Raw genomic sequence first — 12,733 nt, 5'->3', positions numbered from 1 at the left:
TCACATCCGCCAGGTCAGGCGCAAGCCCGCTTCGCGCGGCAGGCTATAGACCGTGACAAAGCCGTTCTGATACCCGACGGCATCATGGGTTTTTTCCGACAGATTGTTGATATATGCGGAGATTTCCCAATCGCCGATCCTATATCCCGCCACCATGTTAATCACATGGTAGCCGTTGCGACGGTACTGGTTGGCGGCATCAAGATAGACTTTGCCGGCACCCGCCATGCTGGCCTCTGCGTACCAGCCCTGCGGCGCGTCATATCGCAGGCCGACATGGCCGGTCAGCGCCGGCACAAAGGGATTGGCATTGCCGGCATAATCCGCCGCACCATCGCGGAACCGGTCAAAGCGGGTGCGGTTCCAGGAGATGCCGGTCCTAAGCTGCCAGCCATCGCCCAGCAAATAATCAAGCTCCGCTTCCAGCCCTTTCGATGTCGCCGTGGCGGCACTGGTGATATACATGACGCCCGGCATGGGCATCTGCAGCACCTGCATATCCTTGATATCCATGATATAGGCCGCCGCTGAATAGCGCAGGCGCTTTCCCCAGGCCCAGCCTTTGAGGCCCGTTTCATAGGACCAGTTGTCCTCCGGCTGGAAAGCCGCAAAGTTGGATGCGGCCGACAAGGCATTGAAGCCACCGGACCGTACGCCCCGGCTGACAGAGGCATACCATTGATGCTCGGCAGAGAACTGGTGATGCAGCGCCAGCTTGGGCGTCAGTTGGGTCCAGTCCCGGTCCTGGCTTGCGGCCCCTTTGGGCTCGATTTTCACGCGGGTCCGCTCCACCCGCGCACCGGCGGCAAGCGTCCAGCGATCAGACAGCGGTACGTTCCAATGGGTGAACAGGGCCATTGCCCGGCTGTCCAGATCGGCCCGCAGGTCTTCCACCTGTCGCATCCGCCGCCCGACATTGTGAAGATCATTGTCATGGTGGTCCAGATAGAGGCCCGTCAGCCAATCGGCCGTCCCCAGCCTGTCCTCCAGCCGGAATTCCTGCGAAAGCGTGCGCAGGTCATGATCCCGGCGGATATGGGTGATATCCGCCGGCATGAAATCCGTATCCTGCTGGATATCGTCGTTGAAATCGCTCCAGGCCGTGACGGACCGCAACTGAAGCCCATTATCGAATAGGTGCGAAGCGTTGAGCGACAGTGACTGGCCCTTGGACCGGTTCCAGCTATCCGTGCCCGACGCAACCTGTTCCCGCGTCGCCGTCGGGGCCCCCCACAAGGCCGCGCCATCATCATAATCCTGGAAGGCATAGCGCAGGACCAGATCGGTGACGGCGCTGGGCGTCCAGCGCAGCCCGAATTTCAGGTTGCGCCGCTCCCGATCATCGGCTTTCCCGCCGGAATTGATATTGGAGATGAAACCATCCTGCTTCAGCCAGGAGCCGGACAGGCTGGCATAAAGCCTGTCCTCGACCAGAGGCTGGCTGAGCGACAGGCGGGCGGCGCGCTTGTCCCGACTGCCCATTTCCGCGGAGACGCTGGCGCGCGGTGTTTCATCCATCGGCAGGCTGTAAATGGCGATCACGCCCGCTTCGGCATTGCGGCCATAGAGGGTGGATTGCGGGCCGCGCAAAATCTCGATGCGATCCACATCGATCATCGCATCCTCAAAACCCTGCGCCGTATGCTGTGGTACACCATCGACCAGCAGCAGCGTTGAGGTCGAGAAGGCATTGAAATTCGCTGTCAACCCACGCATGACCGGCGCGTTCAGGCCAGCCTGGCCGAATGGCTGGAATGAAAGTCCCGGAACACGTCCCTCCAGCTTTTCCATGCCGGTGATGTGGGATTGTTCCAGATCCTGCCCGGCGATGACCGCCACGCTGGCCGGAACATCCTCCAGCGGGCGGGCAATCTTGTCTGCCGTGACGATGATCGCTGGCAATCCGTCCGGGGCGTTCTCCGCCTTGGTAACGTCGACAGCAATTTCGGCCATCGCCGCCGTCGCCGGAAGAAGGCCCGGCAAGGCCAGCAGGATGGCGCGATGAACCGTATTCAGCGCATGTTTCATGTGCAGGCTCGGAAAGAAATGAGGTGCAGATCACAGCTGACGATCATAAAGATGAGTTGCGAGTGATTATCATTTGTTGTTTAGGTGATCCGGATTGTTTCTTTGGCATTCCGGAGCGCAGCAAGCGCGGCGACCGGGAAAGGCCAGAGCGAGGGGAGAGTCATGGCCTATCATCTCGACAGCACGGATATCGGCGAACCGGTGCGCCTTGGCCGGGGTCTGTGGTGGCGCTCCCGATTGCCGGAACAGGCTGGCGACTGCGCCATCGACATGTGCCGGCTGGATGATGGCCTGGCCCTGGCCTATGCCCAATATCGTCCCCGGCATGATTTGCTGGAACGCAGCCGCATGGAACGGGAAAGCCGTTCGCTGACCATCACCCTGGGGCTGGAGGGACAGTCCAGCACCATCAGTCATGATGGCCAACGTTTCGATTTCATGGCCGGCCATAGCACCCTGGCCGCCTTCACAAGCGTTCGGGGGGAACGCCGCTTTCCGGCAAACCGCGCCATCCGCCAATTACGGCTGATTGTGGGTGAAGCACTGCTCTGCCGTTACCATCTGGACCATTTGCTCGACGATATCCGTGACGATCATTCCGCACGGCACGTCCATTTCGGCCTGCATAATGTCGCGACCCAAAGGCTGGCGCAGACACTGGTGCATCTGCACGGAAGCGATGCCAGCCTGCTCGATCTTCAGGTCGCGGCCCTGGGCCTGCTGGCCGAACAAACCCGGACGTTCCAGCCAAAGGCGGTGACGATCGGCAAATTGCGGGAAGATGAGGAAGTCCGCCTGTTTCAAGCCCGCGACATCCTGATGCGCGACTATGCCAAACCCATAACCGTCGCGTGGCTATGCGCAACAGTCGGCATCAATGAATTCACGCTCAAGCAGGGATTCCGGAAGCTGTTCAATACCAGCCCCCATCGTTTGCTTACGGATATCCGTATGCGGAAGGCCCATGAGTTGCTGGAGACGGGGCCCCATGTTTCCATTGTAGCCTATCAGGTTGGTTATCAGCATCTGTCCAGTTTCAGCGCCGCCTTTCAGCGTTACTATGGTTATCCGCCGAAATCTGTGGCGGCCCCGCGCAAACAATCCTGAACCACCGTCGTTACACATTCCCACTGTCCGAATTCGGGAAAGCGGGAGCGCAGCCAGTCCAGACCTTCCGGCAGCCCTGCCGCAATCAGGCCTGGAACGCCGAAGACCTTCTCCACACTCAACACCGCCATCCGCGCATAGGCGGATGGCGGCACGATATTAACCATGGCATCGACCTGTGACCGGATGGCATCCCCTGCCCCGTCGCTGAGCCATTGCTTCGTCGCGCGGGCGACACCATCAGCCTGTTCCAACGCCGCTTCATCCATGAAGACGCGCAACACGATGAAGCGCTGGCCGCGCGCGAACCAACGGTTCCAGTCGGCCAGATGCGCCAGATGATCGTCCAGCGAGGCAGGGCCATGATAGACGGCGATGGCCAAGGGCCAGATCGCCGTGTTTGTGCGAATGGGCGTCATCAGAATGTCACCTTCACACCCGCCATGAAGGTACGCGGCTGAACAAGAACCGCACTGTCATAATCGCTTTCCGCGCCGCTGCCGCCGGTCGGCACGACACCGGGATAGCGGGCAAGTGCCGCCCGGCTGTCAAACAGGTTCTTCAGCGATCCGAACAGCCGGAACCGACCAAGATCATAGGATGCCTGGATATCGGCGATCATACGGCCATCGGTGCGGCCACGCGGGCGGTTATTGACATCCGTGAAATAGGCACCGGTATAGGTCAGGGCGCCCGACGCGGTAAGGTCGCCATGCCGCCATTCAACACTCCCGCCCGCCGTGACATCCGGGGCTGTCAGCAGATCATTCCCCTCCAGGCCGGAACCTGGGTAATGCGTGATCCGGGTCCGCAACAGGCCAAGCTGGGCACGCGCCGTAACGCCATCCACAACAGCGCCCTCGATACCCAGCTCCGCGCCTGACGTCTCCACACGCGGGGCATTGCGCACCACGAAGGCTTCGTCATGGGTATTGCCGGGCGTCAGGTCGAAGGGCAACTGCATGTTGCGGTACCGGGAATGAAACAGGTTCTGTGTTGTCCTGAACTTCCCGCCCGCCCATTTCTGGCGGCCGAACAGTTCCGCCGTCCAGACATATTCGGGACCATATTCATAGTTCACGATGGGGATGGCAAAAGCAATGCCACCGCCACCGGCATTATATCCGCGCGAAATCTGCGCGCCCCAGGTCATGCGATCATCCGGGTGCCAGGTCAGGCCGAGCTTGGGCAGCAATACATCATATGTCGCGTCAGAGTTGATGCGGGCGATGGCACCGGCAGCATCGCCGCCATTTCGTTCACGCTCCTCCCGCTCGTACCGCAGCCCCGCCGTCAGGTCGAGCGTGTCACTAACCGGCAGCAGACCCTCGACATAGGCAGCGGCAGTATCGGTTTTGTCGCGGAAATTCTGGGCCGTAATGAACTCGATAAACTCCTTCTGTCGCGCCCGATACAGATAGAGGCCGGTGACCAGCGATGTGCCATCCGCCGCCTCGTACCGCAGGCGCGGTTCGGCGATATATTCGTCAGTGTCGATGCGGGCATTGGAGCTGTTGGGAACAGCCCGGCGAAGGAAACGGAAATCGGTGTAAGAGGTGGAAATCTCGACCTTGTAGCCATCAGCCAGGGGTATCCAAGCCTCCATGCCCAGGCTGTTCGTGCGGGGCTCATGCACCGGTTGCTGCGGAAAATTGGAGCGGCGGTTGGCAAAGGGCCTGACAATGATCTCGCCATTGGGGCCGCGATGGTCGACATGCGCGCCCGTCACCAGTAAGCGCAGATCAGGATCGGAAGGTGCTGTGAACAGCAGCTTGCCGCGCAGCACGGTTGATTTCACCCGGCCAGGGTCGCTCACCCCTTCATAGCTGTCATAGTTGGTCACGGAATCGCGCTGATAGCGATCCGCCGAAAGGCGCAGGGCGACGCTGTCAGCCACCAGCGGCAGATTGACCATGGCGGATGCCCGGCGCTGATCATAATTGCCGGCCGCAATCTGGGCCGCCCCTTCCTGAACGAAGGCCGGGTCCATTGTGTCCACCACCACCGTGCCGGCAATGGCATTGCGCCCAACCAGCGTGCTTTGCGGACCACGCAGAACCTCAATACGGTCAATGTCCCACAGACCGATATCGCCGAACACCACCTCATTGTAACTGGCGGGTCGGCCATCAATGCGCCAGTTCAGCCGGGCGCGGCTTCCGGCGAAAAAGGCATTGGCGTTTTCCGCCGGTCCGGTGCCATCCACGCCGCGCACGGTGGGGGCCTTGCCGGTACCGGTCACCAGGGTAATATTGGGGATGGTGTCCAGCACATCACGAACGGTATCAAGCCCCGCCTGATCCTGAATGTCCTTGGCCGTCAGGATGACCGCACTATTGCCCGTCAGCATCTGCGACCGGCGGATCATCTCCGCCGTGACGATGATTTCCGGGATGTCAGAAGCGCCCTCATTTTCCTGGGCAACAACAGGCACGACGCCCGCCAAAACGGAAAGGGCGCTGACACTGGCGATCCAACGGTTCATCTCTCTCATACCCCGAGCGCGAAATACGATATTGCGAATAATTCGCAGTCATTGTTTCCTTACCGCATCTGGCGATGCCCGCCACTCCACTCCTGGGGAAATTGCTCCAATCATGTCGAAATCGACACAGGCGAACCTGGAAATGGATGCTCAGGCGGAATTTGATGCGCTCCGTCAACGGGCCGCCGCCCTGGGCGTCATCCCGCAACAGATTGCCATGGCACCGGATGGGCGGGTGCGCATGGCGGTGCTGGATTATGCCCGCTTTGCTGGCGACCTGCCCCCCGCCGGCTATATCAGCCTGGGCCTGTGTACCCGCTCCATCGCCCCGATCAGCCGCCAGTCACGCCAGGGAACCCTGTCCGGTGTGTTGCGGCCTGGATCGGTGATCCTTTCCCCACCGGACGAAGGGGCAACCGTCCGGTGGGACCGCTGCCGGATGATCGCCATCGGTATTGATCCGGAAGGGCTGGATGAACGGCTGAACCTTGCCGATAGCCGCCGCCTGCTGTCATCGGCGGCGTTGCGGATCCATCGCGATCCCTTGCTGACCGCCATCATGACCGCCCTTTGGCATGAAAGCGCGGTGAACGGACTTTCCGGGGACTTTTTCGATCATTGCATCGGGCGGGTTTTCAGCCGTTTGGGAGAGTTGGCCGGCGATCCGCCCACACGGCGGCGCGACAGGCCCCTGACGGCTGCCCAGGTCATAAAGGTCAAAGAGTTTATAGCAACCCATCTGGAAGAAGGGGCGGGTGTGGCAGCAATGGCCGCCCTGGTCGGGCGCGATCCCGCCAGTTTCAGCCGGGCTTTCCGGGACGCAACCGGCCTGCCGCCGCACCAGTTCCTGACAAATGCCAGAATGGCGCAGGCTGAAGCCCTGCTGCGTGACGGCATGTCCGTAACGGCAACGGCAACCGCAGTTGGATACACAAATCCCAGCAAATTCAGCGCTGCCTATCAGCGCTATCGGGGCACGAAGCCATCCCGCTGCCGCCAGACATGAGACAGGGGCACGGGGGCAGCAGCTCCATTCCGAAATGACAATAAAACGGCAACGCGCCGAGATTGGCGTACCGGCAAGGCATTGCGATCACAATGGGAACTGATACCAATCTCCCTTGATCGTGACCGACCCAGGGAGATTTCGTGTTCCCTCAGACACCGGGCGGGCGCATCAGCGCCCTTGGCTTACGCGCCACGTGGTGCCGTGCCGGCAGTCGCCGGCCTCCAACCCGCCTAAAGGTCAACCTTTAGGCGGGTTGGTATGAGAGCATAAGGTGTGTGCCCGATCTGGCAGCGCCTCGCAAATTGTGAATTATCGGCCCTTCGTCAGGGTGCGGAACCGGTAATTGGCAATGGCAGCGATGAGCGGCGGCACCAGCAGCAGCAGGGTGGCCGCCGCATCACCGCCCCCATCCATGACCAGCGCCAGAACCAGCCCCGCCAGGGTTAAGGCCGCACAGAGGGCGGGAAAAGCGAATATCTGAACCGCCTTCATGCAACACCCCTTCCCCGCCACCACAGCCGCAGCCCCGTCCACAGCACGGCAATGGCCACCAGATCCAGCGCCGCCCAAAGCAGTTTCAGCGCCAGACCGCCATAATCGCCAAAATGCAGCGGCTGCGACAGCAACAGCCCGGTAATGTACCAGGGGATGTCGGGCACCGATGCCACCACCCCATTTTGCGTATCCACCAGAACCGCCCGCATCAGCCGGCTTTCCAGGGCACTGCCGCCGCGCAGATAAATCGCATAATGACCGGGATCGCTCATCAGCGACCCCGGCATGGCGATGATCGCGGGGGCATGGCCGGGCAGGGCCGCAAGCGCCGTCTGCAAGGCGGCACCGGCTGACACCAGCGGCGGGCGGATCACCGCATCCGGTGGGGTCGGCGCCATGGCCGTCACCTGCCAGATCTGGAAAATATAGCCACCCCAGGCATTGATCCAGCCCGTGCCGCCCACGACCAGCAACCAGGCGGCGGTGACAATGCCCAGCAGGTTGTGCCAATCCAGCCGGCGCACCTGGACACCGCGATCCCGCCGGACAGCGCCAAAGGGCAGCCGCCGCATGAAAGGGGCATAAAGCACGATGCCCGACAGGAGGGAGAGCAGGAAAGCAATGGCGATCAGCCCCAGCAGCGGCGGCCCCGCCGGCCCCAGCAGCAATTGCCCGTGCAGCTTCAACACCAGTTCCATGATACCGGCATCCCCCCCGGCCACCGGTTCACCCGTCGCCGCGTCCAGTAGGACGCTGATATTATCCGACGGATAGGCGGTGGCCGTGGCAGCCATGGAGAGGGTGATCTGACCGGGCGTCTCCGGTTCCCAGACGATGAACTGTACAACCCGGTCAGGCTGCAGGGTGGAACCGGTGGCAACGACCTCCTCCAACGACCGTGCGGGGGTGGCAGCCGCCACCGTTCCCGTGCCTGTCAATGCCCGGTCAATCTCCTCCCGAAAGATCAGTGGCAGGCCCGTTACGCACAGAAGCAGCATGAACAGGGTGCAGAGCAGTGACGACCAGCGATGCAGAACCGACCAGCGGCGAATGGTTTGCGGGGTCATGGCGGATCAGAAGCCTGTCTGCAGCCGCACACCCAACTCGCGTCCCTTGCCCAACTGATAGGCGTTACCAATGCCGGGGCCAGCATTGAAGGCATAGGTGGCGAAGCGACGGTCGGACAGGTTGTCGCCATAGAGATCAAGGGTGAAATTCCGGCTCACCTGCCAGCGGAAACCCGCATCCAGTAACGTATAGGCTCTCTGGCCGATGCTGTTCGCCTCGTCAAACCAGCTTTTGCCCACCAGGCTGATCCCGGCATGGGGGGTGAACCGGCCCAGCGGCAGGTCGAACCCATATTCCAGATTGGCATTCAGCGTGGCGGAGGGTGCGTAGGGCAGCTTGTTGCCCGACAGGTCAATCCCCGGATTGGCCGGATTGTCATAGCGGCTGAACCAACTGTCATTCAGCGCCCCCGCCAGGGTCAGGACCAGGCTGTCCACAGGCTCCGCGCGGGCGGTCAGATTGATGCCCTTGCTTTTGGCCGTGCCGACATTCTGGAGATACATGCCGCTGACCGGCCCGACGGAGAGCTGGAAGTCTGTGCTGACAAGGTAATAGGCCGCCGCCCCCAGTTCAAAGCGTCCGTCGGCGCTGCGCAAGCGTCCGCCGACCTCGTAATTGTAACTATGCTGCGGATCATAGCTGTAGGCGATGGTGGCCGGCGTCACGGCGCGGGTGAAACCACCCGCCTTGAAGCCGGTACTGAACACGGCATAGAGATGCAGTGCCTCGCTGGCCTGATAGCCAAGGGCAAGCTTGGGCAGCAGGCTGGTCGCCTTATCCTGGTTGTTCAGCGCCGTGGCACCGAACCAGGTGTCAGCCTTGGTCCGCTCGTTAGAAATGCGCAGGCCGGGGGTCACGTCGATGGCGTCCGTGGCGTGCCAGGTCAACTCACCAAAGGCGGCCAGGGTGCGGATATCCTGGCGCGATCCCAGCGCATAAGCCGGCACCGTGCGGCGGAAACGCAAATCCTCGTAGTAAAGACCGGCAACATAATCGACCGCCCCTTCGGTTTTCGATGCAAGGCGCAGTTCCTGACTGAAGGTCCGTTGCACCTCTGGCGTATAGCTGCCGAACACGGTGCGGTCGAAATCACGGTCCTGATAGCCGGTCAGGGCGGTCAGTGAGGCGAAGCCAAGATCAAAATCGGCATTGATCCCGAAACTGTCGGTCTGCAACCGGTAATGGGATGGCACCTCCAGCGCCCGGCGCTGATCAAGGAAGGCCTCCGGCACGAAATATTCCTCGTCGGATCGTACCACGCTGCGCTGGGCGGACAGCATGATATCCGCCACCCCGCCCACCGGCGCGTACCGTACACGCAGCCGCCCGGTTTCCCCCTTCGACCCGCCCAGTTCCCCGCCGCTGGTCAAGCCCGTCAATTCGCCCTTCTCCCGCCGCGCAGCGAACAGGCCGTCAACATGCAGTGTGTCAGCGATGACAGGCAGCGTTACCAGGGCCTGCCCCGTCTCCCCCAGTTCTGTGACGGTGCCGACCGCCGCCACCGCCGCGTCACCGTCAGGCCGTCGTGTGACGACATTGATAACCCCGCCAACGGCACCACGCCCATAGAGCGTGCCTTGGGGACCATAGAGCAGTTCCACCCGGTCCAGCCCGACCGGCAGCAACTGGAAAAACAGCGCCTGATCCTGCGGCAGTCCATCAACGTAAAGCTGGGCGGAAGGATTGTAGAAATCGACCGAGGACTGGCCACGGATCGTGACATTGCCATAGGCGCGGCTGGACCGGGCACGTATCGACAGATCGGTGAACAGCCGATCCAGTTGCTCCACCCCCTGCAATCCGCGCGGGTCCAGCCGGTTGGCGGCGGCCACGGCCACCTGCCCGTCAATGCTGGCCAGAAGCTGCGGGCGTTTGCCCGCCGTAACGATGATTTCCTCCATCACGGGGACAGGCTCGCTGGATCGGACGGGACCGGCAAGCAGGGCCAGGCTGCTGGTCAAGCCCAGGAAGGCAAAAATACGAACGGCAGACAAACTCATCTCCTGCGGACGAACGGGCAGATAGGAACAGGCGGGGCGCAGAATGTCGGGTCGTTCCGGCTTGCGCTAACGCGATCGGGGACGGAACCGATGTGATCAGAACTTAATTGACTGTGATTTTCATTCGCATACATAATTCGCTTATGTCCCTTTCGCCTAATCTCCCCCACTCCAGCCTGGATATCGCCCAGCGCCCCCTGGCCCAAGCTGGCGACCTTATGTCAGAGCCTGTCGGCTTGCGACCGGAACAGCATTTCCAGGGTGCTGTGCGTCCTGCCGGGCGTGGCGTGCGCCTGAGCGTGCGCCCGGGTTTCGACCTGTCGGTCTATGAGTTGGAGGTGAACGGACGACCGCCGGTTTCCGCCACAACACAGCCCTGTCTGGCGATCGTCGTGCTGTTATCCGGTGCTGGCGAGGGGCAGATTGATCCGAATGGCGACAGACCGCTGCCCCCCACCCCTTACCGTGCCGGACATCTCTATATCTCGCTGGCGCGGGAGACGGTAACGGGAACAGCCCGTGCCATTGGGGGGGAGTCTTTCCGTCTGGTGGAACTGCGGCTGTCGCTGGCCTTCCTGGAAAAAACGGGGGCGCTTGGGATCTTCACGCAAGCCGATGTGACACACAGGCTGCACCATGCCTCCAATGCCCGGCTTTGGCTGGGTGTCGCTCCGGCCCCACGTGCCATCCTGACGGATGCGCAGACAATGTTCCGTGACGTGCTGGACGGTGCCCAGGCCGATTTCCGTGTGGAGAGCCGGGCGCTTTCCCTGTTCGAAACGGTGATGGACCTGATGCGCACGGGCACACCGACAGCGATGAGTGCCGCGCCGCCAATGCGCGACGCCACCCGCCTGGACGGGGTGCGTCAAGCCATGCGCCGCGATCTTGCCCATCCCTGGACGATTGCCGAACTGGCCCGCTTGGCCGGCCTCAACGACAAGCGGCTGAAAACGGGCTATCGCGCCCGCTTCGGCAGGCCCGTCCATGCCGACCTGCAGGCGATGCGTGTCGAACAGGGACGCCTGTTGCTGCTGGACGGTGCATCGGTGACGGAAGCCTCCCTGTCGGTCGGCTATGCAAATCCCAGTCACTTCGCCCGGCTTTTCCGCCGCGTCTACGGCATGACACCCAATCAATGCCGATGACCGGTTTCCCATTTTCCATAACTGTGACGTTGAAGTCTGGATATTTGATGGATGATGAGCCCAACACCGAGCCTGAGATTTTGCTGGAACGGGAAGAGATCAGGCAAAGAAATGCAGTTTCAGCGGCAGGATGGCCGCCCCCAGCGCAGTGACATCACCCGTAGCCTCTGAAGCCACAATCCGGGGAAGCGGGCGGTTCAAGCCACGGCGGGGGATTTCCCGCAGGTTGATCCGTTCAATCATCCGGTTCGCCAACCCCTGCGGCAAGCGGCCGCCCACAACAATGGCCTGGGGATCGACAATGGCGGCACAGATGGCGCAGACAAGGGAGAGGGAATCCCCGATCCGCCACAGCCAATCATCCACGGCTGGCGCCTCAATGCTGATCGCCGCCAGCATGTCGGCAATGGTCTCGTAGGCTTCGCCTTTCAGGGCGAAACAGTGGCGCAGCAATTCCAACGTCGGGGAGGTGTAAAGCTGTGTCGGCAAGCTGGCAGCAAACTCCCCGGCATTGCCATGGGTACCACGCATCAACCGGCCATCAATGACCAGCCCGCCGCCAAAACCGGTCGCGACATAGAGATAGGCGAAGTGCCGCGCCCAACGCCCGACACCAACCAGGCTTTCCCCCACCGCGGCGACATTGCCATCATTGTCCGCCCAGGCAGGACGACCGAATTCCGCCGCAAACAAAGCAGCGACATCAACATTGAACCAATCATCCAGTGGAGAGGGCGGATTGAAACGACCGGCATCCCCGAGAGCAAAGCCGGTGATACCGACCCCAATCCCCAACACCCGCACCGGGTCAACCCCGGCCTGATCACATAATTGCCCGAACCCCTGCCTGACCACGCCCAGCACACCCGCCCGCGACATCGGCTTTGGCTGGGCAAAGAAATAACCCCGCTCCCGCCCCTCAAAATCCACCAGCATGACGGAAACAGCATCCGCCATCACCGAAACGCCCAGCATATATAGCCGGTTGGCATTCAGACTGAGCAGAGCGCTCGGCTGGCCTCGTCGCCCGCGGGAAATGCGGACACCTTGCTGCAAAAAACCCCGCTCAATCAGATCCCCGATGACCCGCGACACGGTTTGCTGGCTGAAATCCGTGCGCGCGACAATATCGCTTTGCGTCACGTCATCCCCGGCAGCGACGAGCGACAGAAATTGCCTTTCCGTGGTGGTGACGGTGGGCCAAACCTCCGCAGGATGCTCCAGTTTCACCTTCACCCGCCACTTCCAATCCATCCAGGGCGGGCAAGATGGCCCATTTCCCGGCTGCAGGTCAAGGCAGGTTGAACATTCACACTAAAACTCATAGAAAGTTTATTGATGCATTGCAAAGTCGTATGAAGCCGAGAAAATTAAAAAAACTATCACGCCCACG

The 12,733-nt window shown here is 61.6% G+C and carries 10 protein-coding genes; 3 read left to right on the top strand and 7 right to left on the bottom strand.

What is annotated here, in order from left to right:
- Window positions 1–2,028, bottom strand: a complete 2,028-nt coding sequence (locus CHB97_RS19930; protein ID WP_089289766.1) for a TonB-dependent receptor — start codon at window positions 2,026–2,028, stop codon at window positions 1–3.
- A 162-nt stretch (window positions 2,029–2,190) separates the two neighbouring features.
- Between CHB97_RS19930 and CHB97_RS19925 the strand changes: the two genes are divergently transcribed.
- Window positions 2,191–3,135, top strand: coding sequence for an AraC family transcriptional regulator (locus tag CHB97_RS19925; RefSeq protein WP_089289765.1), 945 nt, complete (start codon window positions 2,191–2,193; stop codon window positions 3,133–3,135).
- Here the strand turns inward: CHB97_RS19925 and CHB97_RS19920 are convergent.
- Together CHB97_RS19920 and CHB97_RS19915 are read right to left on the bottom strand one after the other, a co-directional pair.
- A complete protein-coding gene (locus CHB97_RS19920; RefSeq protein WP_089289764.1) occupies window positions 3,093–3,554 on the bottom strand; it encodes a hypothetical protein in 462 nt (153 codons plus the stop codon). The two genes, CHB97_RS19925 and CHB97_RS19920, sit on opposite strands and share 43 nt — an antisense overlap.
- The gene (locus CHB97_RS19915; protein WP_200820036.1) at window positions 3,554–5,620 is read right to left on the bottom strand and encodes a TonB-dependent receptor; all 2,067 of its coding nucleotides are present in this window, start codon (window positions 5,618–5,620) and stop codon (window positions 3,554–3,556) included. Before CHB97_RS19915 ends, CHB97_RS19920 begins: the two co-directional genes overlap by 1 nt.
- A 112-nt stretch (window positions 5,621–5,732) precedes the next feature.
- Between CHB97_RS19915 and CHB97_RS19910 the strand changes: the two genes are divergently transcribed.
- Window positions 5,733–6,626, top strand: coding sequence for a helix-turn-helix domain-containing protein (locus tag CHB97_RS19910; RefSeq protein ID WP_160106057.1), 894 nt, complete (start codon window positions 5,733–5,735; stop codon window positions 6,624–6,626).
- Between the two features lie 312 nt (window positions 6,627–6,938).
- Here the strand turns inward: CHB97_RS19910 and CHB97_RS19905 are convergent, their stop codons facing one another.
- From CHB97_RS19905 to CHB97_RS19895, 3 genes are read right to left on the bottom strand one after another with little or no spacing between them, the layout of a single operon-like run.
- A complete protein-coding gene (locus CHB97_RS19905; protein ID WP_089289763.1) occupies window positions 6,939–7,121 on the bottom strand; it encodes a hypothetical protein in 183 nt (60 codons plus the stop codon).
- The gene (locus CHB97_RS19900) at window positions 7,118–8,191 is read right to left on the bottom strand and encodes a PepSY domain-containing protein (RefSeq protein ID WP_089289762.1); all 1,074 of its coding nucleotides are present in this window, start codon (window positions 8,189–8,191) and stop codon (window positions 7,118–7,120) included. The genes CHB97_RS19905 and CHB97_RS19900 overlap by 4 nt, the downstream gene beginning before the upstream one ends.
- 6 nt (window positions 8,192–8,197) lie before the next feature.
- Window positions 8,198–10,186 carry a TonB-dependent receptor gene (locus tag CHB97_RS19895; RefSeq protein WP_160106055.1) on the bottom strand — a complete coding sequence of 663 codons (1,989 nt, stop codon included), beginning with the start codon at window positions 10,184–10,186 and terminating at the stop codon, window positions 8,198–8,200.
- Between the two features lie 224 nt (window positions 10,187–10,410).
- Here CHB97_RS19895 and CHB97_RS19890 point away from each other — a divergent pair, with 224 nt between their 5' ends.
- Window positions 10,411–11,340, top strand: a complete 930-nt coding sequence (locus tag CHB97_RS19890; protein ID WP_160106052.1) for a helix-turn-helix domain-containing protein — start codon at window positions 10,411–10,413, stop codon at window positions 11,338–11,340.
- Between the two features lie 99 nt (window positions 11,341–11,439).
- Here the strand turns inward: CHB97_RS19890 and CHB97_RS19885 are convergent, their stop codons facing one another.
- On the bottom strand, window positions 11,440–12,576 hold the full coding sequence (locus CHB97_RS19885) for an ROK family transcriptional regulator (protein WP_160106050.1): 1,137 nt from the start codon (window positions 12,574–12,576) through the stop codon (window positions 11,440–11,442).
- Window positions 12,577–12,733 lie beyond the last annotated feature (157 nt).

Origin of the sequence: Azospirillum sp. RU38E (assembly GCF_900188385.1) — a bacterium.
In the GTDB taxonomy this organism is placed as follows: Bacteria; Pseudomonadota; Alphaproteobacteria; order Azospirillales; family Azospirillaceae; genus Niveispirillum.
The sequence above is the reverse complement of the archived record's forward strand: the minus strand, read 5'-3'. Positions and strand labels throughout refer to the sequence as shown.